Source organism: Galbibacter sp. (genome assembly GCF_048266365.1).
Classification (GTDB): domain Bacteria; phylum Bacteroidota; class Bacteroidia; order Flavobacteriales; family Flavobacteriaceae; genus Galbibacter.
In genome coordinates, this window is record NZ_JBLWZP010000017.1 from 22,466 (window position 1) to 46,145 (window position 23,680).

The following is a 23,680-nucleotide window of genomic DNA, read 5'->3' on the forward strand; positions in this document are numbered from 1 at the left end:
ATGGTTAAAAATATTATTGTTACGGGGAGTAGCCGTGGTATAGGATTAGAATTGGTAAAAACTTTAGCCTCTAGAGGACATAAGGTATTAGCATTGTCAAGAAATTCTAAGCCAGTAAATGCCCTAGGTCTCGATGGAGTTGTAGCCTTTGAATTTGACCTATGTGAAGATGGTGATTTAAAAACCCTAGATAACTTTATCAAAGAACAATGGACAAGTGTGGATGTATTGATAAATAATGCAGGCGCTTTAATCAATAAACCATTTGCCCAACTTAGTAGATCAGATTTTAAAAAGGTTTTTGATGTCAATATTATAGGTCTGGCCAGTGTGACTCAACTCGTAATACCTTATATGCCAAAGCATGGACATGTGGTAAGTATAAGCAGTATGGGAGGAGTGCAAGGGAGTATGAAGTTCCCGGGTTTGGCAGCATATAGTTCATCAAAAGGTGCCGTGATTACCCTTACAGAGCTTTTGGCTGAAGAATATAAAGAATCAGGTCCAAGTTTTAATGTGTTGGCTCTCGGAGCAGTGCAAACAGAGATGTTAGCGGAAGCCTTTCCAGGTTATCAAGTAGACACCTCTGCTGTGGATATGGCAAAGTATATCGCCGAATTTTCACTCACTGCACATCAGCTTTACAATGGTAAATTACTCCAAGTGAGTAATAGTACGCCCTAAAGATAATTTCTATGAGGGATGTTTTACTAAAATACCTTCCTGAGCGAGCGGTAGATCCTTGTATTGAACTTGTCAAGCAGCATCAAGTGCATTTGAAGATTGTCAATGAGCGTGTAACCCGACATGGCGATTATAGGAGGTATCCTGATGGTAGCCATCAGATCACGGTGAATTCAAACTTAAACAAGTATCGTTTTTTGATCACCCTTATTCATGAAATAGCGCACTTGGCAGCTTTTGAAACCTACGGGCGCCGTATAAAACCACATGGAGTGGAGTGGAAGATGACCTTTCAAAAGCTAATGCTTCCCTTTATCAATCCAAGTGTGTTTCCAGCTACTTTATTACCCCTGCTTGCCAGGCATTTTAAAAACCCTAAGGCCAGCAGTGATACCGATGCTCATTTATCTGTAGCATTAAAAGAATATGATCCGGGTACTGATAAAAATTATATATTTGAACTCCCTACTGGCAGTGTGTTTAGATTGTATAATGGAAAGATTTTTAAAAAAGGGAACAAACGCATAAAGCGTTACGAATGTGTTGAAATGGCGACTGGGAAAGTATATTTGTTTCAGCCCAATGCTGAAGTTGAATTAATTAGTAACTGATTGATGAATAGTAACTACTACGCAATATTAATGGCAGGAGGTATAGGGTCCAGATTTTGGCCATTAAGCACCTCAGAATTACCTAAACAGTTTCACGATATTTTAGGTACAGGGGAGACCCTTATCCAAACTACCTATAGGCGTCTGAAAAAGATTATTCCAAGTGAGAATATTTTTATACTTACCAATGCGCAGTACGGCGGACTGGTAAAAGAGCAATTAGAAGACGTAAAAGATCATCAGCTCCTATTAGAACCAGCCATGCGCAATACAGCACCTTGTATTTTGTATGCTTCAATGAAAATAAAAAAAATGGATCCTAACGCCGTTTTGGTGGTAGCACCAAGTGATCATTGGATTGAAGACGAAATAAAATTTTTAGGAGATCTGGAGCAATGTTTTGATCATTGTCAAGATAGGGACGTACTAATGACCTTAGGGATAAAACCTACCTTCCCCAACACAGGCTTTGGGTATATTCAATATGAGAAATCGAATAATCCCATTAAGAAGGTAGATCAATTTAGAGAAAAGCCTGATTATGAAACTGCAAAATCGTTTTTAGCCGAAGGTAATTTTCTGTGGAACGCGGGTATATTTATCTGGAATGTGCAAAGTGTGTTAAATGCATTTCTGAAATTCCAACCAAAGATGTATCAACAATTGGAAGCAGGAATTAAGGTATTGAATACCGATAAGGAAAAAGAATTTATAGATCGGGCCTATCCGGATTTGGATAAAATTTCAATTGATTACGCGGTGATGGAGCGCTCAGAAAACATTTATGTATTGCCTGCGAATTTTGATTGGAACGATCTTGGTACTTGGGGTTCACTCTACCAAGAGTTAGACAAGGACGAGCAGCAAAATGTGGTCGTAGGAGCCCAGGCTAAACTAGAAAACAGCCATGGAAATATAATCCATACCTCTGGTGAAAAGTTGGTAGTGGTACGCGACTTGGATGATTATATTATCATTGATCGCGATGACAAACTACTAATTTATCCTAAAGCAAAGGAGCAAGAGGTTAAAAACGTAATTGACAAGTTTAGTAAATCAAAATAGACTTTAAAGGTTATACATGGAGAATACAAATAGCAATGGCGCGACGCAAGGCAATTCGCAACTCGGTGGTAACACCAACGGTGATCAAGGGAAAAACGACTTAAGTGGATTTCTAGGAAACTTAAAAATATTTCTTGGGGATCTCTTGGACATACGAATCAACACGGATCAAAAAGCAACCAAGGAGAGTATCATTGATGATATTGCATTTAAGGGGCATACATCATGGATTTTGATGTGCTCTGTCTTTATAGCCTCCGTTGGTTTAAATGCGAACTCTACAGCAGTTGTCATAGGTGCCATGTTAATATCTCCACTGATGGGGCCTATATTAGGTATGGGGTTCTCCCTGGCGGTCAATGATATCGATACTCTTAGAAGATCATTAAAGAACTTTGCGGTAATGGTCGTTTTGAGCATACTCACGGCTTTCTTGTTTTTTAAGTTTTTCCCGCTTAGAGATGAATCTTCTGAGCTATTGGCGCGAACAGCTCCAGATATACGTGATGTGCTTATAGCATTTTTCGGGGGGCTTGCACTTGTAATTGCAAGAGCCAAACGAGGAACTGTGGCTAGTGTTATTTTTGGTGTGGCTATTGCAACGGCATTAATGCCGCCTCTTTGTACCGCTGGTTTTAGTTTGGCCAATTGGAATATGGATCATTTCTTTGGCGCCATGTATCTCTTTATGATCAATACGATTTTTATAGGATTGGCAACCTTTCTAATTATAAAGTTTTTAAAGTTCCCTATGGTTCGTTATGCTAATTCGCAAAAACGCAGACGGACAGCACAACTGGCTTCTCTAATAGGTATATTAGTAATGATCCCGGCAGGAAAGACCTTTTATGACGTATTGCAGGAATCTAAATTTAAAAATCAGGCAGAGAATTTTATTAATGATAATATTAAGACCTATCAATTTTCCGGGAGTGGTTTTGTCTTAGACAAATCTTATAGTATAAATTATAATAAGGGGATGAACTCTATTATTGAATTTGTCATCATTGGAGATGAATCAATTCCAGACAACGTTGTCGAAACCTGGAGGGTTCAAATGGATAAATATCCTAAACTTCAGTCCACTGAATTGAGAATTAAAGGAGGAGAGAACTCCAATTCAGAGGATAAATTTCAATACGTTACAGAACTCTATGAGCAAAAGAAGAAAGAAACTGTTTCTAAAGATCAGCGTATAGAAATTTTGGAAAAAGAATTGGAACGTCTCAGTAAGTTTTCTATTAAAGCCGTTCCTTTTGATGAAATTAGTAAAGAAATTAAAATCAATTACGACAATATAACAGAATTAGGATTTGGTAACGAAATTAAAACGGACTTTACCAAAACCGACACGGTACCCGTTTTCTTTGTGAGGTGGAAAAAAGGTGTTTCAGCGAATCAACAACAATCTGAGCTTAAAAAATTAAAGCAATGGCTCAGCTTGAGAATGGAGAGTGAGAGGATTGAGGTGCGCAAATTCAATTAGGCCAAATATTTCAAAAAACATCTGGCATTGAGTACTACAGAATTTGAACGCACCAACTCGAAGTTAAATTATCGTATACGATTTTATTAAAGGGCTTTCCCCATATTTTCTGTAAGGGTATTGATAAAGTTTGTGATAGGCCCTTTAATCATCATGCCCATCATAGCATTAAATTCTCCTTCAAAAATCAAATTCACCTCAGAGGTACCCTCTGAAACTTCGTTGATATTAGCGGTTAGAGTAAAAGGTACTTTGTCACTTGCAGATGCTAAAACTAGCTTCTCATAAGGCGTTTTCTCCTTCATCTTTAACACGATCTCCGGCATACCTTTAAGTGCAAAGAGAAATTTATCCTCACCCAAGACCTCAAATTTGCTGATGTTTTCAGGCATCAGTTTCTCAAAGTTTTTAACATCTTCCAAGAAATGAAATAAATCTTCTGAAGATGTGTTTATGTTTTTATTAGGGGTTTCTAATCTCATAATCTTGTTTTTATTTCCAGGTATCTGGACTTGTTCTCCACTCTTGTAAGGTAATCAACTCCGAGTCACTAATGTATCTTGTCTCTAGTGCTTGTTGCAGTAGGTATTCGTAACTGCTCAAGGTTATTAAGTTGGTGTTTTGAGTTTTAAAATTCTCAACGGCAAGATCAAAACCATAGGAGAATATCCCAATCATTCCCTTGACAGCTGCACCGTGTTCCTTTAATGCTTTCACGGCATTTAAGCTACTCATACCAGTACTGATAAGATCTTCTACAACCACTACATTTTGTCCACGATCCAGGAAACCTTCAATTTGATTTCCACGCCCATGCTTTTTAGGCTCAGGCCGAACGTATACAAATGGTAGGCTCATGAACTCCGCAACGAGCATGCCAATTCCGATCGCTCCGGTGGCCACTCCTGCAATGACATCAGGTTTTCCATAATGCTCTTCCAACTGGCGAGCCATTTGTTCGCGGATGTAATTTCGTATCGGTGGAAACGAAAGTACAATGCGGTTATCACAATAAATTGGTGATTTCCATCCAGAGGCCCATGTAAATGGATTTTTTGGATTCAACTTTATTGCATTAATTTGCAATAGAAGCTCTGCTGTTTTCTTAGCGGTATCTTTGTCTAAAACCATGATGCAAATGTATGAAGTTTTTGTTAATGAACATCGTATTATTTTAACCAACAAAATCTTAAAAGAAGACGGCTTTAAACTCTTCCTTATGGAAACGGTTGATATTGATGATGTTATTATGCAACTCAATAAGGGTAGGTTAAAATGTGCACACATTTATTATAAGGATGAATCTACACTATTAAAAAAATTCACTAAAAAGGTGCCCTTAGTAGTTGCTGCCGGCGGTATGGTAACAAATAAGAAGGAGGATACGCTCTTTATTTATAGAAATGATAAGTGGGATTTGCCCAAGGGAAAGGTGGATAAAGGAGAAGCCATAGAGCACGCAGCTATTAGGGAGGTCGAAGAAGAAACGGGCGTTAAAAATCTTAAAATCGATACGCTGTTAAAAAAGACCTATCATATCTTTAAGAGAAATGGCACCTACAAATTGAAAGAAACCTATTGGTATTCGATGCATACCAACTACCAAGGGAAATTGGTGCCTCAAGTTGAAGAGAATATCGCTTTGGCGGAATGGCGCCCGAAAAGCCAGATCCCAGAGTTATTGAATAATTCTTACGAAAATATAAAAGCCTTATTTTAAAAGTTAGTTGCGCCTATGGTATTCTGTAGATAGGGTAGCGTAGGTGAGCTTTTTCATAGTAGGGTGATTTTTTATGAATCCAATCCAGTTGTGCATACCAGTTATTTGCAAAGGTTGTATCTGCTTTTCTTTTTGCCTCGAAGTCCGCTTTAATTTTCGGGTTTTCGTTGAGGAATTCCAGCGCTTTATCCTCCCATACGTAAGGGGAGAACCCTTCTTTCTGCTGTAGAATTGTATCGAAGAAATTCCAGTTAAAAAATGAATCTACCGCCTCCGGCTCTAAGGTTTCTAACAAATAGCGAATTCCGACTTGATTTGTTGGAACTCTATAATAGGTATTCGGCGCTATAGTGACCTGCTCTTTTGTTGTACTCACCGTGGTGTTTTTATGTAAATAGTGACCTTCATAGGGTGAATTTGCGCTTTGGTAGTCATCGATGTGATAGACCTCTACTTCTAGTTTCTTGGAGGTATCCAAGAGTTGCATTTCGATCTGGTTTGATTTTAATCGTGCCACTATATTTCCCCATGCTTTTGGAATCAAATAGGCCTCTGGGATGCTAACAGTTTTAATTGGCACATAAGTGTTGTAGTGTTTAACGGTTTTTGTAAATGGTTTTGTACGATCGTATTTTAAGCGTATTTTACCTGTTAGCTCGCTTGGTATGTAGCGGCCTTCAAAGCCTTTAAAGTTCAATACAGTTGCGGTATCTTTGGATACTTTCCAAGTAAGTGCGTAGTTTTTACTGTTTTGAAAATGTTCTTGGCTTTTTGCTCTTACTTTTTTTATTTTTAGATAATCTCTTTCAATGATAGCGATGGTGCTACTGAGAAGTGCGTAGGTGCCGTAAACGCGTTTGTCGTATGACTTCAACATATGGGTCTCCACCATCATTCCCAAACTATTCCAAAGACTTGTATATCCCGTGGAATATCGAGGTGAGTCAAAGAATTGCACAAAGCCTTTTTCAGGGACTTGATTAAATACATTAACATAAGGTGTGATGTCGTAATTCTTTTCTTTTAGGGATGCGATCAAATCAGGTTTTAACTCCTCGTTGAGATAGATCCCTGCTTGGCCTCCCAGTTTATTGTGTTGGGTGAAGAGATGGGTGAGTATATATTGATAGTCTGCCCCGTTACTGACGTGGTTGTCAATAAATACATCAGGTTTTAATTCGTGATAAATCTGGGCAAACGAAAAGGCGTTTTTTGAGTCACTTTTAATGAAGTCACGATTCAGATCATAATTTTTTGCATTTCCTCTAAAACCGTAAGCCTCGGGACCATCTTGATTGGTTCTGCTATCACGGTTGCGATTCATTGCCCCTCCAATATTATAGATCGGAATAGTGGCTAGTAGGGTATGCTTAGGTGTTTTAATTTTTCCTTGTGCAATATCCCTAAATAGCATCATAGTGGCATCAATACCATCTGGCTCTCCCGGATGTATCCCATTGTTGATAAGTAATATTGCTTTATGAGGTCTGACCTGATCAATATTAAAATTATTATCGGGGTTTAATAATACAACATGTAGAGGTAAGCCGGAATCCGTATTACCTTTTTCAACTACTTTAATCGTGGGGTAGGCCTCACTAAGCCGTTTGTAAAAATCTATAACCTCTGCATAGGTTGCTGTATTGCTTCCATTAGATTGTTCGAAGACTGTGGAGAATTCGTTCTTTTGAGCCAGAAGGCTTACAAAGCACAGAAAGTTTAGGGTTAGGCAAATACATTTTTTCATGTGGGTTGCTATGAATTTTTTACTTAAAGTGAAGCTTTACCGAGCTAATTTTAAGACATTGCTTTAGCGATATCACACAAGGCAATTGCGAATTAGTAACAGTAAGCTCCCAAACTTAGTAAAAAACCTAGAATGTGTAAACCTTAAAAGATATTAAAATACAATTCTTATTGTCAAGATGAAGCGTATTCCTTGGCCACGGTTAATAATTTATCCTTAGTGATAGGCTTAATTAAATGTCTTACTTCGAAAGGGAATTTTTGATTGTAAGCTATGACCTTATTGGCATCAGAAGGATTTATGGAGGAGGTCATAACATAGATGACAACATTGTTATTTATATTCAATTTACAATAGGCGTCCATAAACTCCCAGCCATCTACAATGGGCATGTTTAAATCCAATAAAATTAGCTCCGGATGATTTTGGTTGTCAATGGTATTGAAATGTTCTAGCGCCTCCTGCCCGTTGTGAAACGAATGAACGGTCTGGGTGATCTGGGTAATTTCTATGAGTTTTTTTACACTAAATATAGTGATGGGATCATCATCGATTAGACATATTGAATTAATAGTTCTCATAAAAATAAATTTTAAATTTAGTCCCCTGGTCCACATTGCTTTCAACCTCAATTTTTCCTTTCATCGCTTCAATTTGGTTTTTTGTAATGAAAAGACCTATTCCTCTGGCGTCTCTGTTCCCATGAAAGGTTTTGTACATACCAAAGAGTTTGTGGCCATGTTTTTTTAAATCAATTCCAATGCCGTTATCCGATATAGTGATTATAGAGTATCCTTTAGTGTTTTCATAATCAATGGTAATTTTGGGATAACGCTTAGGGGACTTATATTTAATGGCGTTGGTAAAGATATTTAATAATATACTTTCTAAATACGCTTTGACCACATTAATTTGAACTTGTTCAGGAACATTAATCTCGATTTCAGCAAAAGCACTTTTGGTGAGTTCACTTATATTGGTAAATGCCTCATTAATCTCATGGCGTATATTGACCACCTCAGTTTTGATGTTCAAATTGGTGTTTATTGCAATAATTTCATTGAGGTTTGCAATGGTATCTAACATGTTTTTAGATGCTGTATTGAGCATCTCCATAATTTCTACTTTTTTGAAGATATCCTCTTCAATACCTAAAAGCTCAATGAGCATGGAGAAGTTTGAGGCATGTGATCTTAAATTGTGGGAAACAATATGTGCAAAATTAAGTAGTCTGTTATTCTGTTCGCTAGCAACATTGATAAGTTCTAGAAGTTCAGCCTCTTTTTCTTGTAGTTGGGTAATGTCTTGAACTACGGACCAGATAAGTTTTCTACCGTCGTGATTGGTGATTAGCACTCTAGTGATTAGGGAGGGAACACTCGCTCCACTTTTGTGGAGATATTCTCCTTGGTAGGGGCCACATATTCCATTTTCAAGCACCTCCTTTAAAACACGAAGTTCTTTTGTTTTATGAGCCTTAGGAATTACATCGGGATGCCTTAAAGCTCTGAACTCCTTTTCAATATATCCGATACTTCTTTTAAAGGAACCATTCATTTCCATGAATTCCCCGGACATGGCATCGTTTAAAACAAGTCCGGTTGGAGAGAGTTCCAATAGCATACGATGTAACTTTTCACTCTCACTTAATTTTTTTCTCGCCTCGACCATTTCTTGAATGACTCGCCCTTCAGATATCAAAAAGACAACTTGTTTGTTCTCGTCCAACACTGGTTTTAGTGAAAAATCGATATAAATCGGAATTTGATTTTTGTCTAATATCTTGGCTTCATAGCGTACGAACTTTCCTTTGGCAGCCTTGGCGATATTCTTCTTCAGCTTGTTGCGTTCCTTCTTTGAGTTTTGCCACCAGTAGGTGTCCCAGAAATATTTATTAAGAGCGTCTTCAAGTTCAATTCCAGCAAACTTTAAGGCAGGTTCATTCACGTCAATAAGGCGACCTTTGAGATTCAAAAAACCGGTAAATTGAAATGTAGAATTAAATATACTCGTAAATAAGCGTTTGTTTTCCTGCATCGAACGCTTGGTGCTTTTTAATTGCTTTTCTTGAAGCGCAATCCTAAGCGCAGTATTCTTTTGCTTGTTGATATCTTGTATCGTACCGTAAATGATGTTGGATTCTGAGTAATGCTTGGCTTTTCCCCCGGAGAAGCATACCCATTTTTCTCTTTCGGTGTTGGTTCTAATTTGTAACTCCAATTCAAATGGTTCCCCTGTTGAAATGATTTGGTTGATGGCATTAAGTGCTTGTTCAAGATGTTGACCCTGTTTGAAGAATAAAAAGCTCTCTTCCAAGCTAGGTCTATAGTCTTGAGCAACTTCAAAAATGGATTTGGTAATTGGTGACCACTGCAGCACATCGTTTTCTATGTCGTACTGCCAGGAACCTATTTGAGCATTCTTTTCAAGAATGTCTCTAAAGTATTGATTGTTTTGATTTTCTTTTTGAAGGCTTATGTCCTGTAAGTTTAGGATGATTTGTTCCGGGGTGTCATAAATTTGATATGAGATCCATTTAAGACAGCCCTGTTGATCCACATAAGAGTCTTCTCCATTAAGTTTCTGGCCAGGGATATAATTGAGCAATGCGCTACGAGTATGTTCCAATGAAGGAGGGAGGAGGTGTGAAAAATGAATTTCATTAGAATTCACCACTATCGGATGTTTAAACAAAACATCCCAACCTCTTGAGGTCACAAGGAGTTCTTTATTCTTATTGAGCACGGCCATTGGGGTTGGGCAGTGTTCAACCAAAGGTAGGTTAATCATATGGTAGGTACGTTTATTCTTATTTAGGATTAGTTTTAAATTGAACGGTATCTGGGACTAGGCCTGTATAATCACCATTGTTGCGAATTACATCACGGACAATGGATGATGAAATATAACTTTTTCCTGAGGAAGTGAGCAAGAAAACGGTTTCAATTTCAGATAGTTTTCTATTGGTATGCGCAATGGCTTTCTCAAATTCAAAATCTCCGGGATTACGCAATCCTCTCAGTATAAATTGTGCCCCCACTTTTTTACAAAAATCAACGGTCAAACCCTGATAGGTCATTACCTTTATTCTAGGTTCATGAATAAATGCTTTTTTAATAAACTCCTTGCGTTGTTCAAGTGAAAACATATATTTTTTCTCTGCATTGATTCCAATGGCAATTACAACTTCATCGAATAGCGTAATACCACGGGTAATAATATCGTAGTGTCCTAAGGTAATGGGATCAAAGGATCCGGGGAAAATGGCCTTACGCATCTGCGTTAATTTTAAGAGTTAAAATGTAAATATAGCAAATTAGAATTTTCTATCTGTTTTTAATGCTTCTTCAACAGCATTGCCAAATAAATCATTTAGGGAAATACCTGCTTTTGCAGCTTGTTGTGGTAAAATACTTTCTGTGGTAAGCCCTGGGATAGTGTTCATTTCCAGGAGATAAGGGATCCCGTCTACAATTATAAATTCACTTCTGCTAAAGCCTTCCATTTTAAGGATTTCATAGATGTTTTTAGCAATAGCATTGATGGTATTTTTCATTTGTTCGCTAATTCTGGCAGGGGTGATTTCCTTAGACCTACCCTCGTATTTTGCTTGGTAATCGAAAAAGTCATTTTCCGATACGATTTCTGTAATAGGTAAAACCCTTACCTGGCCATGATAGCGAATCACTCCGACAGAAACTTCAGTTCCATCTAAAAACGATTCGATGATAATTTCGTCATCTTCCTTAAACGAAATATCGATTGCTTGCTGTAGTTCTTCTTCCTTATATACTTTTGATACCCCAAAACTTGACCCCGCCTTATTGGCTTTTACAAAACAAGGTAGACCTACCTTTTCACAGATGATTTTAGTGTCTATTTGCTGTCCTTTGTTTACGTAAAATGAAGTAGCTGATTTAATCCCAAACGGTTTTAAGGTTGCCAATAAATCTCTTTTGTTAAAGGTGAGTGCTGCCTGATACATAGGGCAGGAGGTGTGTGGGATGTTTAACATGGACAAATAGCCTTGCAAGTGTCCATCTTCTCCCGGAGTTCCATGAATGGCATTAAAGATACAGTCAAATGTGATGGTTTGCTTGTTGATCTCAACGGTGAAATCCCCTTTGTTGATAGGGTATTCTTTACCGTCAACCACACAGACCCATTTTTCTTTTAAGATATGCAGTGGGAAAATATTGTACAATTCTGGGTTGAGATGGTCACACACCACCTTTCCGCTTTTCAAGGAAATTTGATATTCAGAAGAATATCCTCCCATGGCTATTCCTATATTTTTCTTCATGGACTTATAATGTTTATCGACTTGTAAAATTAGTTAAATTATGGGTTGCAAACTGCGTTAAAATTGCTGTAAGATTGAAAAATATTAGTATTTGAAACGCGACATAAAAATCGTTGATAATCTTTACAAAACCAATAGCATCTTAAGCGTTTAAAAAAACTTTATCTGCTGGTAAATATAACGTTGTTTTCACAAATATTCTCAAAACTAAATAGGTCAAGATTCAAGAAACTGGTCAAATCTCACCAAAGTAACAAGCCCCAAAAAGGGATTCAACACACTCCTTTACTAAACGACATTGGCTGTTAAATTTTAATTTATGGTAAAATCTGGTATAAAATAGATATATTTGAAGTAACAGTACACACCACGCTACCCATAAGAACAGCGTCCCAGGGTGTGTCTTTTGCTTTATGATCCTTGTTATCTTTGCTAATTCCCAAATATTATTAGCCTTGTTTAACAAGAAAGTGCTTGCCATGGAAGAGCAAATTGAATAGCTAGAGTAAAGCCCTAAATCCCTAAGGATAATCTTGTTACATGTTATTTAGGGAGTATAAGGCGAAGCCTAATAAAAGCAAAAAACGCATCGCTTCTGTGGCTTGCGTTTTTAGATTTCCTTTTCTCAAATGAGAAATGAACTCGGTGCGAAAATACGAAATCATTATGTATCTCAAAAGACCTATTCTAAACACCAAATTTTATAATCAAAAATAAATGGGTACATAATCAGAACACGTAATTGGAGGGCAGTAGATTGATCAGTTTTTAGTCATTGGATACCATAAAGTGAGTATCTCAAATGAAACAACATTACTAACCAACCTGAAAACACAGCTAGAGAAACATATTAAAAATAACCTTCACAGTTAAGGAATTTGAGCGTGTTCTCAACATATGAAACAAAGGTTAGGTTTTTGAAAAAGTTGCCTTTGTCGTTAAATATATCTGTATATAATCATATGTCTCTCCATTGAATATTCGGACCGAATTATGTTTAAGCGGTGAAAAATGTTTGAATTTTGCTTGCAGTACAAATACTATTCTAACTCGAAATTAGTTGTATATTTGTCAGCGTTATTATGATTTAAAACCTGCAAAGAGTATAGGTCTTAAGGAGTTCGGCTCTGGTTTTACGTTTGATTATAACTAAATTAGAACGCAGTAGGTGTTGAAGTTCTTAATAATCCATAATGAGGTATAAAGACTGATTTTTAGTTTATACTTCCAAAAAAATAACAGATGAGCTTGATAAAATTTTTGACTAGCAAAACCTTTCTAAAACAGATTGTCTTGGCCATAGTGGCTCTAATTATTTTGGTGCTATTGGCATTACAAGTTCTAAAGATGATCACTAGCCATGGTGAGTTTGTGTTAGTTCCTGATCTGTCCAAAAAATCACTACGTGAGGTAGAAGAAACCTTGGATAAGGTCAATTTGCAATATGTTGTGCTGGACTCAACAAACTACAATCCTGATTACCCAAGGTACTCTGTTATAGAACAGAGTCCTAAAGCGGATAAGGAAGTTAAGCAAGGAAGAAAAATATACCTGACCATCAACCCTTCCGGATATAGAAAGGTAAGCGTTCCCAATGTTATACAAGTGACCCGTAGAAATGCTGAGTCTATGTTAAAGGCCGTTGGTCTGAATGTAGGTAAGGTGACTTATATTAATGAGATCGGCAAGGACATGGTTTACTATGTCCGATATGAAAATGAAAATATACTTCCAGGTTTTCAGCTACCAAAAACCACGGAGGTGGAATTGGTTTGCGGAAATGGTAATAAGGCCGGAGTTGTAGTAGAATAAACAAATGTGGAATGCATGTTAGAAGATCAGCAAGATGATTTCAATCAACAAGACGAACTCTTTGAACATTATAGCTTTACTGCCGGAAAAGGACAGGAACCGCTAAGAGTGGACAAGTTCTTAATGAACTTTATTGAGAACGCGACAAGAAATAAAATCCAACAGGCCGCAAAAGGTGGGAACATCTTTGTCAATGGCCAGACGGTTAAATCCAATCACAAAGTCAAAGCAAATGATCAAGTGAAGGTACTCTTTGAGCATCCGCCTCATGAATATTTGCTAACTCCTGAGAATATTCCATTGGATATTGTCTTTGAGGACGACCAACTTTTAGTGGTAAACAAACCGGCTGGAATGGTCGTGCATCCGGGGCATGGAAACTATTCAGGAACACTTATCAATGCACTGATCTATCATTTTGAAAACCTTCCTCTAAACAGTGACGAAAGACCGGGACTAGTGCATCGTATTGATAAGGATACTAGTGGGCTATTGGTGGTTGCCAAAACTGAGCATGCACTAAGTCATCTATCCAAACAATTTTTCCATAAGACAAGCGAGCGCGAATATTTAGCCTTGGTATGGGGGGATGTAAAAGACGATCAAGGTGTTGTAGAAGGAAATATTGCCAGACATCCAAAAAACCGATTGCAGATGGCAGTTTTTCCTGATGGAGATCAAGGGAAAGAGGCAATAACACATTTTAAGGTGCTGGAACGATTTGGCTATGTAACATTGGTTTCTTGTAGATTGGAAACCGGTAGGACACACCAAATACGTGTTCATATGAAATTTATTGGTCACACTTTATTTAATGATGCACGTTATGGAGGTGAAAGGATTTTGAAAGGAACGACTTTTACCAAGTATAAGCAATTCGTAGAAAATTGCTTTTCAATACTGCCAAGACAGGCTCTGCACGCCAAAACTTTAGGGTTTGAACATCCTGTTAGTGGTGAATTTTTGAGATTCGAAACACCCCTGCCGGAGGATATGGAGCAATGTTTGGAAAAATGGCGAAATTATGCCAAACATCAAGAGCTCTAACAGTATAGAGAAAAGTTATCAGACTATCAAAAACAGTGGTCGTTTTTAATGGTTAATTTCTGCTGAAGGTTGTATGTTTGTTAGTGTAAAAACTAAGTAAAATGAAAATCGTAATTTCACCTGCAAAATCACTTGATTTTGAAAGTGCACTTCCAGTAAAAGATTATAGTCAACCTGAGTTTTTAGAACAATCTTTGAAGATCAATTCCGGACTTCGGAAAAAAACGCCAAAGAAACTCTCGGATCTCATGGGGATTTCTGCCAACCTGGCTGAGTTGAACTGGACCAGGAACCAAGAATTTAAGCTTCCGTTTACCCCGGAAAATGCTCGGCCTGCAGTATATGCCTTTAATGGTGATGTGTATACTGGTTTGGATGCCTATAGCCTGGATCAGGATAAAATCAATGTACTACAAGAACAACTTAGAATACTTAGCGGTTTGTATGGTGTGCTAAAACCACTTGATCTCATTCAACCTTATCGCTTGGAAATGGGAACCAAACTTCGCGTAGGATCTCATAAGGATCTTTATGCGTTTTGGAAGAAAAAAATTACAGCTAAGCTCAATGAGGAGTTAGAGGATGATGAGTTGTTTATCAACTTAGCCAGTAATGAGTACTTTGGTGCCATTGACGAGAAAAGCTTAAAAGTACCGGTGATCACTCCCATATTTAAAGATTGGAAAAATGACAAGCTCAAGGTGATTAGTTTCTTTGCTAAAAAAGCTAGAGGAGCAATGGTTCGGTATATTGTAGATACCAATGCTCAGAGTTTGGAAGCTATTAAAGGATTTAATACTGATGGATATCAATTCAGTGAACAAGACACCTTAAAGGCTGATCAACCTGTTTTTGTCAGATAACAGCGCAAGTGGCATTATAAACTTTTCTAGCCTGAGATGCACAATTTGACCTCAGGCTAAAATTAACTACTTAGGTGTCCTGTTATTTTTTAGTGTCAACACTTACTTTTTCTTCGACAGGGGCTCTTTTTTTGATTTTCTTTCTTCTTAGCACGCCATAGCTGCCACGACTAATTTTACCTCTTCTTGTTTTTACATCTCCTTTTCCCATATACGTATGAATTTTTTAATTTCTTCAATATAAGGAATTTATCGGTGAAATTCAAGTTTCAATCCTATCTTGAGTTCGTAAAGCAATGTCTTATTTATCGACTGAACCGGCAACTTAAACGCATTGAGGTTATTTTGGATAGTAACTATGGAATTTCGCGAATTGTATCAGTAAAGCATTTTAGGATTGTAATTATATTGTGTTGTTTAAATAGATCGCTATCCACTCTGATTTTTGTTACTTTTATTGATGATCTGATAACTATTTGTACGAAATTTTGTGGATCAATATATATCCTTGTATTTTTATTTAGATATTCTCTAAACGGCAGTCGGAGTGGTATGAACAGCCACTTTGTGTATACAAACGACAAAAGTTGCCTGAAATCTACCTGATTTGTAAAGATTTTGGTTAATATTATTTCTGATTGACTTTCAGAGGATTAGTTGAGATTGCCCTAAATATTGACTCTAAGGGGTTCTATGCCAAGAGTTTTTACATTAGGTAATTTGTATCAAAATAAGTACTTTAGTAAGCATGAGTAATTATCACATTAAACATTTAGAAGAGTATTTTCAAGTTTATAGAAAATCAGTACGCGATCCTGAAAATTTTTGGGGAGAAGTCGCAGAGGAACATTTTGTCTGGAGAAAGAAATGGGATAAGGTCCTAAGTTGGGATTTTAAGAAGCCCGAGATCAAATGGTTTGAGGGCGGAAAGCTCAATATAACCGAGAATTGTATTGATCGTCACCTTCGAACTCGAGCGGACAAACCCGCAATTATATGGGAACCTAACGACCCAAGTGAACCAGCAGTACATATCACCTACAAAAATTTGCATGAACGAGTTTGTAAATTGGCAAACGTTCTCAAGTCTAAGGGTGTTGGAAAAGGAGATCGTGTATGTATATACCTGCCAATGATACCGGAGTTAACCATATCTATTTTGGCTTGTGCCAGAATTGGTGCAATACATTCGGTTGTATTTGGAGGATTTTCATCCACCGCACTTTCCATGCGAATTAACGATTCCGATTGTAAGGTGCTCATTACCTCTGACGGTTCGTTTAGAGGTAAAAAATCAATAGACCTTAAAGGGATTGCAGATGAGGCATTAGAACACTGCGATAGTATCGAGTGCGTTTTGGTAGCAAAGAGAACCAATGGAGATGTCAATATGAAGGAGGGAAGAGATCAATGGTTGCAACCATTATTAGATGCTGCATCTAAGGATTGTGAGCCTGAAGTCATGGACGCTGAGGATCCCTTATTTATATTGTATACCTCTGGATCAACCGGGAAGCCAAAAGGTATGGTGCACACCATAGGAGGATATATGGTTTTCACAGCCTTTACCTTCAAAAACATATTTCAGTATCGTGAGAATGATGTTTATTGGTGTACTGCGGATATCGGCTGGATTACAGGGCACAGTTATATCATATACGGGCCACTAGCTAATGGCGCAACCTCAATTATGTTTGAGGGTGTACCTTCTTATCCTGACTTTGGAAGATTTTGGGAAGTTATTGAAAAGCATAGAGTCAACCAATTCTATACCGCGCCAACAGCAATTAGAGCCTTGGCAAAAAGAAGCTCAGAATTTGTTACCAAATATGACTTATCCTCACTGAAAGTATTAGGCTCTGTTGGTGAACCTATTAATGAAGAGGCTTGGCATTGGTATAATGATTTAGTAGGAAAAGGAAAATGCCCTATTGTTGATACCTGGTGGCAAACAGAGACGGGAGGAATTATGCTCTCTCCAATTCCTTATGTGACTCCTACCATTCCAACCTATGCTACTTTGCCACTTCCTGGTGTTGAACCGGCTTTAGTAGATGATGATGGTGTAGAGTTGAAAGGGAATCTCGTCAGTGGAAGGTTGTGTATGAAACATCCATGGCCAGGTATGGCAAGGACCATTTGGAATGATCATAAGCGCTATAAAGAGACCTATTTCTCCACCTATGAAAACATGTATTTTAGCGGTGATGGTGCCTTTAGAGATGCCGTAGGATACTATCGTATCACCGGAAGGGTTGACGATGTGGTAATTGTTTCCGGGCATAACCTTGGAACGGCACCTATTGAGGACGCGATCAATCAACATCCAGCAGTAGCGGAATCAGCTATTGTAGGATTTCCACACGATATCAAAGGGAATGCCTTATATGGTTTTGTAATTCTAAAAGAATTTGGAGAAACCAGAGATAGGGAAAATGTACGAAATGAAATCAATCAACTGATTGTAGATCATATCGGACCTATAGCTAAATTGGATAAAATCCAATTTGTTAGTGGACTTCCAAAAACCAGAAGTGGTAAAATTATGCGTAGGATATTGCGTAAAATTGCCTCAAATGAACTCAATAATCTGGGAGACACAAGTACCTTGTTGAATCCGGAAATTATTGATCATGTTATTGAAAGCCGAATAGATTAGGTTCTTTTAACGATTTTATATAAAAAAATATCAGGATTGAGCTTCTGCCCTTGTCCTGATATTTTTTTAATAGGGAATGTATGAGATCGTAGTTATCTATTAAGCCTGAACAAATCTTTTAACCTCCCATTTCTTTGTTTACTTACTCTGGAGATTATCTTTAGGAAAGCTATGGCCGTGATGTAAGCATCCCCCGCAGAAGTATGTCTGTCCTTAACAGAGATATTTAGGTTTTCTGCAACTTCATCAAGGGAATAATTACGTTCCTTATCGATGAGATTGGAATTAATTCTGCTAGCTCTGTAAAGCAGCATAGTATCCAAAGTCTTATTTTTTAATTTAGGCAGTCCCATTCTGTATAACACCTTATTGATCATTGCCACATCGAAGGTGACATGGTGTGCCACAAGTACAGAATTTGAGATATAGGAAAGGAATTCTATAACGGCAGCTTCCTCTGTGGTGTCTGGATTTAGATCGTTTTTAATAATACCATGTATGGCTACGGTCTCCGGATTAAAAGTACTTTGATTGATATACCTTTCAAATACATCGGAAACTTCAATGCTTTTGTGTTGCACCTTAAGCGCACCAATACTTAGTATGCGATCATTCTTTATGTCCAATCCGGTAGTTTCTGTGTCAAAGACGACAAAGGAATTTTCATCAATGGTCTCTGGAGTTTTGTCTTTAAACTTCTTTTCGTAATCCATCCAAAACTCTGGATATTCCTTCTTTTTTTTAAATAATGAAAACATAGCTGCTAAATGAAACTTGAAACTTTAAAACGCAATTTGATTAACTCTTGAACCTCGCTGATGGTTTTAAAACAGCGTTTGAGTTTCATTCGCTCCTCTTTTGAAAGGGTATCTAAGGAAATAAAACGACCGGTATCCTTATGCATTAGCCCTTGTTTGGTCCTAAATTTTAATAAGGCCTTGGCTGTATAGGAGCATGAGAGATAAAGCTCACTGTTCTGTGGTTCTATGGAAGCTAATTTTTCAAACCTCTCCGCTGTATTGTTGATGTTTTTAATTTTGTGCTGTAAGATTAATACACGCCCGGCATCGGTAATTGGCATTAAGGCTCTCTTTTTAAGGTCGAAAAAGTCTTTGTGTTCACCGTTTCTTTCTATTAAGAATTGGCGGAAGAATCCTAGTGGAGATGGGCTCCTTAGGGATACCGAGGCCATGGCTGCCAAGAATATTTGATTGTTCTCGCTGAGTAGAAAAATATGATCAGCCAATTGATTGGTCAGATGAACATCCCCATAGGAGATATCATAGTCAAAGAAAATAGAACAAAGCAAGATGTCTTCATTTTCCGGATTAATCATCCAGTCCTCAAATTGATCTTTCCACTGACTCAAAGGTAGACACCATCTTGGATTCCTTGCCATCATATCTGCAGGGCAATAATCAAAACCAATGGCATACAAGCCTTTGTTTACAATTTTAGCGAGCTCCCTAAAATAGGCTTTGGTAGCCTCTAGTTCACTGTCCGAAACATCCTCAAATATGATTGCATTGTCTTGGTCGGTATGGAGTAGTTGTTCCTTTCTTCCTTGGCTGCCTAGGGACATCCATGCAAATTTCACTGGTGGTTCCCGATCCATTTTTTGCAAACTTCGCTCAATAACCCTTTTTATGGTAGCGTCGTTGAGTTCGAAAATTATTTTTGAAACATGGGTCATTGGAATATTTTGTCCGATGTAGCCATTGAGCAGGTGCATCACGCGTTCGCGAATTGCTCTGAGGGATTTGCTTTTATTTGCACGTTTGATAGCCTTAATAAGCGCTGCAGGGTTATGCCCTTGACTTACTATAATGTCGTGTTCAGATACTATTCCAATGGCTTTGGTGTTGGGCGTACCATCTTTGGTGAGACATAGGTGGCTAATGTTATGTTTGATCATCGCGACTTGAGCTTGTGCAATGGTGAGTCCTTTAGGATAGCATATCACAGGAGAAGTCATGATTTTTTCAACTTCAATGTCAATAGGGTATTTGCCTACTGCAATGGTGTTTCTAATATCCTTATCTGTCACTACGCCTACTGGGATTTGATTCTCAAGTACAAGTATAGATCCAACCCTCTTTTGGGACATCAACTTAGCCACTTCGGATACGGGATCCTCTTTACGACACCCTACGATATTCTTTACGTATTTAACGGGCTGAAGTTCAAAAAGCTCAGGGGTAGTTTCTTCTAGTCCATCCTCTTCCGTATATAGCGATCCTCTATGTTCTCTAGAGTATGGGTTTCTGGTGTTGGATGCAAAACTTTCTATTAAAAACTGGCCGACACGGTAATTTCTCTTGATGAGTGGTTTGAAAACTTCAATAGGAATGGCATATAAAACAGATTCCTCCTCGGCTACAGCACTAATCTTATAATTTTCATTGGCAAAGAGTGGGCGCAAACCAAAAGCATCACCTTCATCACATTTATCCAATGTTATGACCTGGTTGTTTTCTGTTTTTTCAATGGCTATAGCACCTTTTTGAACTACATAAAACTGTTGATGTCCATGGGTGCCTTGCTCAAAAACATATTCGCCTTTTTGTTTATAGATAACCTTTACCTGTTGAGCTACCTCTAACAATTGATGAGGTTTTAATAACTCAAAAGGAGGGAAGCGTTTTAAAAAATCCGCAATGCGTTCGGCTATGGTGTTTTTCATTTGTATCGGAATTGATTTACTAAGGTACAGAAAAGCCTCTGAATTTCAGAGGCTTTTAAATGGTTACAATGTTTGCCTTCTAATAGCAGAAATCACCAGGTCAATATAGTCTGGTGGATGAGGTACATATGATTTTAATAATGTAAAGTCCCGTAGTGATTCTCTGTAAATGTTGATGTCTATAAGTTTTACAGCAGCAACTTCTTCAGCTTGTAGCTTTAGATCACTCATTGGTACCTTTAATTCTGTCAAAAAAATATGGTTGAACTCACAATCGATCATGTCCTTATTATGGATAACCGTGGATCGGTGCTGACCAATCTTATACAGATCAGACTCCTTTAGAGTTAGGCCGATTTCCTCCTTGGTTTCTCGAATAGCCGTAGTGATTGGGTCTTCACCTGAGCTGATGTGCCCTGCAACGGAAACATCCCATTTATCAGGATAGGTTTCCTTGGAGCTCGTTCTCTTTTGAATAAGAATTTCACCATTTCGATTGTATACCCATACATGCACCGTGGCGTGGAATAAGCCTTTTTTATGAGCCTCCGATTTAAGTATTGAATCCCCAGTGGAATTGCCTTGTTTGTCAAGTATGTCTATGAGTTCATCCAAGTTACGTTATTTAAAATAGCTAAAGTTTTCGTTTTCCTTGATTTTTAGCAATGTTTCGTATATGAGTCTAATCACATTTTCCACATCCTGTTTATGAACCATTTCTACAGTGGTATGCATATAACGAAGTGGTAATGAGATTAAAGCTGAAGCGACTCCACCGTTACTATAAGCAAAAGCATCCGTGTCAGTTCCTGTATACCTGGAAGATGCCATTCGCTGAAATGGGATTTTCTTCTCTTCCGCAGTGTCGATAATCAATTCTCTAAGCTTGTTCTGCACAGCAGGAGCATAAGAGATAACAGGTCCTTTACCGATTTCGGTGTGACCTTGCTTTTTCTTATCAATCATTGGTGTGCTGGTGTCGTGACAAACGTCGGTAACAATAGCCACATTAGGTTTTATGGTATGCGTAATCATTTCGGCTCCTCTTAAACCAATTTCTTCTTGTACAGAATTAGTGATATAAAGTCCAAAAGGTAATTTCTGTTTATTTTCATGTAGTAGTCTGGCAACTTCCGCAATCATAAATCCACCTGCGCGATTATCAATAGCTCTACAAACAAACTTATCCTTATTCATGATAAAGAATTCATCCGGATATGTGATAACACATCCCACGTGTACACCCATTTTTTCTACCTCTTCTTTGTCTTTAGCTCCTATATCTACGAAAATGTTTTCCAATTTAGGACTCTCTTCTTTTTCATTGGAACGCGTGTGGATAGCCGGCCATCCAAAAACACCTTTTACAATACCTTTTTTAGTATGTATATGTACAACTTTAGAAGGAGCAATTTGATGATCACTTCCACCATTGCGGATCACATAGATAAGACCATTATCTGTTATGTAGTTTACATACCACGATATTTCATCAGAATGCCCTTCTATAACAACCTTATATTCTGCCTTGGGGTTGATAACTCCTACAGCTGTTCCGTATGTATCCGTGATAAATTCATCCACATAGGGCTTTAAATATTCCATCCAGATCTTTTGGCCTTCCCATTCATAACCTGTAGGCGATGCATTGTTTAAATAGTTCTCTAAAAATTTTAGGGACTTGTCATTCATTATTTTTTTGTTTGCCATGGACATAATTTTTAAGTCTACGAATATACTAATATTCGTACTCATATTGTGAACTGCCCACACACTAAATGTGTGAGCTTCCTGCACAACGCATAGCCTAATGGCTTACCTTGGCGTAGAAAGGGTTGTCACTAACCCTAAAATTCTTAATATTGTATACAGCGTTTAAGTCTCTGTTCATTGAATTACTACACGATATTTTGACAATTTAGTTTGTGAGTATCATTAATATCACGTTAAATTTGGGCTGGTGTAGTGATGTAAAATAATTTGTTACTACATTTCGTTTATGTTAACCATTATATAGGATAAAGAAACCCAATTAAAACAGGAATCGAATTAGGAGTTGTGAATAGAGGAATTTTAACAGCAGTTTTACTCATAAGCATCAATGTGCTTTGGTCGCAAACCAAAGAAAAGGATACGTTGAAGGTAGAGAAGGATTCTGTAGTGGATAGCTCAGAGTTGTATTACTACTTTTTTGATGGTGATTCAATTCCAAAAAAGGCTATTGAGTTAGCACCAGTTGTTATTGCCCAACCATTGCGCTTTGATTCCTATAAGGACAGAGTTCTGTATTCTATATTAAAGAGGAAAACTAAAAAGGTGTATCCGTACTCCAAATTAGCAGCCGAGCGTTTGACTGAACTCAATAAACGCCTTGCTACCATTAAACGGAAGTCCGACAAAAGGAAATACACTAGAGTTATTCAGCGCTATATAGAAGAAGAATTTACTGCAGAGTTGAAAAAGCTCACTAGAACTGAAGGACAGATTTTGGTTAAATTAATTCACAGGCAAACAGGAGTAACGACTTTTGATCTGGTCAAGGAACTCAAAAGCGGGTGGCGTGCCTTTTGGTATAATACTACAGCGAGCATGTTTGATATTAGTTTAAAAGAGGAATACCATCCCGAAAGTGTACTGGAAGATTACTTGATTGAAGATATATTACAGCGTTCATTTGCTAATGGATCGTTGGAGAATCAGCCCTCAGCCCTAGATTTTGACTACGCGGCTTTAACTAATAAGTGGGGGAGTATCTCATTTCCAGATAAATAAGTTGCAGGAAACACTTTTTTTACCTATTTTAGTCGTCCTTTTCTGGTGAAGTTATGGGGTTTTGAGTCTTTCATGAAGGTGTTTCATCAATTGAATAAGGGGATTTTCATAGTGTACAGGGCTATTTTCATCTTTTTTCGAATTATTTTGGGTTGTAATAGATTGGTTTACAAGCGTATTAAAAATACTTTAAAAATAAAGGCAAAAAAGATTTGGAATAGAGTAGAA

Annotated in this window: 22 protein-coding genes; 10 read left to right on the forward strand and 12 right to left on the reverse strand. The window is 37.7% G+C overall.

The window, feature by feature from the left end:
- The 4 genes from ACN0TV_RS16045 to ACN0TV_RS16060 are packed head-to-tail and all read left to right on the forward strand — an operon-like array spanning window position 1 to window position 3,846.
- On the forward strand, window positions 1–684 hold the full coding sequence (locus ACN0TV_RS16045; protein ID WP_417364218.1) for an SDR family NAD(P)-dependent oxidoreductase: 684 nt from the start codon (window positions 1–3) through the stop codon (window positions 682–684).
- Between the two features lie 11 nt (window positions 685–695).
- Entirely contained in the window at window positions 696–1,295 is a 600-nt protein-coding gene (locus tag ACN0TV_RS16050; RefSeq protein WP_417364220.1) for a SprT-like domain-containing protein, read from the forward strand.
- Window positions 1,296–1,298: 3 nt separating this feature from the next.
- On the forward strand, window positions 1,299–2,360 hold the full coding sequence (locus ACN0TV_RS16055) for a mannose-1-phosphate guanylyltransferase (protein ID WP_417364221.1): 1,062 nt from the start codon (window positions 1,299–1,301) through the stop codon (window positions 2,358–2,360).
- Window positions 2,361–2,376: 16 nt separating this feature from the next.
- Complete coding sequence (locus ACN0TV_RS16060; protein WP_417364223.1) at window positions 2,377–3,846, forward strand: DUF389 domain-containing protein; 1,470 nt, start codon at window positions 2,377–2,379, stop codon at window positions 3,844–3,846.
- Window positions 3,847–3,932: 86 nt separating this feature from the next.
- On the opposite strand, the gene ACN0TV_RS16065 is transcribed toward ACN0TV_RS16060, so the two are convergent.
- Complete coding sequence (locus ACN0TV_RS16065) at window positions 3,933–4,328, reverse strand: SRPBCC family protein (RefSeq protein ID WP_417364225.1); 396 nt, start codon at window positions 4,326–4,328, stop codon at window positions 3,933–3,935.
- 10 nt (window positions 4,329–4,338) lie between these two features.
- On the reverse strand, window positions 4,339–4,977 hold the full coding sequence (gene pyrE / locus ACN0TV_RS16070) for an orotate phosphoribosyltransferase (RefSeq protein ID WP_417364227.1): 639 nt from the start codon (window positions 4,975–4,977) through the stop codon (window positions 4,339–4,341).
- Between the two features lie 7 nt (window positions 4,978–4,984).
- Between pyrE and ACN0TV_RS16075 the strand changes: the two genes are divergently transcribed.
- A complete protein-coding gene (locus ACN0TV_RS16075; protein WP_417364229.1) occupies window positions 4,985–5,566 on the forward strand; it encodes an NUDIX hydrolase in 582 nt (193 codons plus the stop codon).
- Between the two features lie 13 nt (window positions 5,567–5,579).
- On the opposite strand, the gene ACN0TV_RS16080 is transcribed toward ACN0TV_RS16075, so the two are convergent.
- The 5 genes from ACN0TV_RS16080 to ACN0TV_RS16100 form a co-directional block, all read right to left on the reverse strand.
- A complete protein-coding gene (locus ACN0TV_RS16080) occupies window positions 5,580–7,313 on the reverse strand; it encodes a M14 family metallopeptidase (RefSeq protein WP_417364230.1) in 1,734 nt (577 codons plus the stop codon).
- A gap of 173 nt (window positions 7,314–7,486) precedes the next feature.
- Complete coding sequence (locus ACN0TV_RS16085; protein ID WP_417364231.1) at window positions 7,487–7,894, reverse strand: response regulator; 408 nt, start codon at window positions 7,892–7,894, stop codon at window positions 7,487–7,489.
- Entirely contained in the window at window positions 7,881–10,103 is a 2,223-nt protein-coding gene (locus ACN0TV_RS16090) for a PAS domain S-box protein (protein WP_417364232.1), read from the reverse strand. The genes ACN0TV_RS16085 and ACN0TV_RS16090 overlap by 14 nt, the downstream gene beginning before the upstream one ends.
- 19 nt (window positions 10,104–10,122) lie before the next feature.
- Window positions 10,123–10,590: a pantetheine-phosphate adenylyltransferase gene (gene coaD, locus ACN0TV_RS16095; RefSeq protein ID WP_417364234.1), complete on the reverse strand. Its 468-nt coding sequence runs from the start codon at window positions 10,588–10,590 to the stop codon at window positions 10,123–10,125.
- Between the two features lie 39 nt (window positions 10,591–10,629).
- The gene (locus ACN0TV_RS16100) at window positions 10,630–11,616 is read right to left on the reverse strand and encodes a D-alanine--D-alanine ligase (RefSeq protein WP_417364236.1); all 987 of its coding nucleotides are present in this window, start codon (window positions 11,614–11,616) and stop codon (window positions 10,630–10,632) included.
- 1,242 nt (window positions 11,617–12,858) lie between these two features.
- On the opposite strand from ACN0TV_RS16100, the gene ACN0TV_RS16105 reads away from it, so the two are divergent.
- The 3 genes from ACN0TV_RS16105 (at window position 12,859) to yaaA (ending at window position 15,338) form a co-directional block, all read left to right on the forward strand.
- Window positions 12,859–13,428: a PASTA domain-containing protein gene (locus ACN0TV_RS16105; protein WP_417364237.1), complete on the forward strand. Its 570-nt coding sequence runs from the start codon at window positions 12,859–12,861 to the stop codon at window positions 13,426–13,428.
- A gap of 15 nt (window positions 13,429–13,443) precedes the next feature.
- The gene (locus ACN0TV_RS16110; RefSeq protein WP_417364239.1) at window positions 13,444–14,475 is read left to right on the forward strand and encodes an RluA family pseudouridine synthase; all 1,032 of its coding nucleotides are present in this window, start codon (window positions 13,444–13,446) and stop codon (window positions 14,473–14,475) included.
- 101 nt (window positions 14,476–14,576) lie between these two features.
- Window positions 14,577–15,338 carry a peroxide stress protein YaaA gene (gene yaaA, locus ACN0TV_RS16115; RefSeq protein WP_417364240.1) on the forward strand — a complete coding sequence of 254 codons (762 nt, stop codon included), beginning with the start codon at window positions 14,577–14,579 and terminating at the stop codon, window positions 15,336–15,338.
- Window positions 15,339–15,420: 82 nt separating this feature from the next.
- Here yaaA and ACN0TV_RS16120 read toward each other — a convergent pair whose 3' ends face one another.
- Complete coding sequence (locus ACN0TV_RS16120; protein WP_417364242.1) at window positions 15,421–15,549, reverse strand: 30S ribosomal protein THX; 129 nt, start codon at window positions 15,547–15,549, stop codon at window positions 15,421–15,423.
- 537 nt (window positions 15,550–16,086) lie between these two features.
- On the opposite strand from ACN0TV_RS16120, the gene acs reads away from it, so the two are divergent.
- On the forward strand, window positions 16,087–17,997 hold the full coding sequence (gene acs / locus ACN0TV_RS16125) for an acetate--CoA ligase (protein ID WP_417364244.1): 1,911 nt from the start codon (window positions 16,087–16,089) through the stop codon (window positions 17,995–17,997).
- A 92-nt stretch (window positions 17,998–18,089) separates the two neighbouring features.
- On the opposite strand, the gene ACN0TV_RS16130 is transcribed toward acs, so the two are convergent.
- The 4 genes from ACN0TV_RS16130 to ACN0TV_RS16145 form a co-directional block, all read right to left on the reverse strand.
- Entirely contained in the window at window positions 18,090–18,755 is a 666-nt protein-coding gene (locus ACN0TV_RS16130; protein ID WP_417364246.1) for a PolC-type DNA polymerase III, read from the reverse strand.
- A gap of 5 nt (window positions 18,756–18,760) precedes the next feature.
- A complete protein-coding gene (locus ACN0TV_RS16135; protein ID WP_417364248.1) occupies window positions 18,761–20,680 on the reverse strand; it encodes a DUF294 nucleotidyltransferase-like domain-containing protein in 1,920 nt (639 codons plus the stop codon).
- Between the two features lie 63 nt (window positions 20,681–20,743).
- Window positions 20,744–21,295, reverse strand: a complete 552-nt coding sequence (locus ACN0TV_RS16140) for an NUDIX hydrolase (protein ID WP_417364250.1) — start codon at window positions 21,293–21,295, stop codon at window positions 20,744–20,746.
- A 6-nt stretch (window positions 21,296–21,301) separates the two neighbouring features.
- A complete protein-coding gene (locus ACN0TV_RS16145) occupies window positions 21,302–22,390 on the reverse strand; it encodes a M42 family metallopeptidase (protein ID WP_417364252.1) in 1,089 nt (362 codons plus the stop codon).
- 348 nt (window positions 22,391–22,738) lie between these two features.
- Here ACN0TV_RS16145 and ACN0TV_RS16150 point away from each other — a divergent pair, with 348 nt between their 5' ends.
- The gene (locus tag ACN0TV_RS16150) at window positions 22,739–23,452 is read left to right on the forward strand and encodes a DUF4294 domain-containing protein (RefSeq protein ID WP_417364253.1); all 714 of its coding nucleotides are present in this window, start codon (window positions 22,739–22,741) and stop codon (window positions 23,450–23,452) included.
- Window positions 23,453–23,680: the final 228 nt, after the last annotated feature.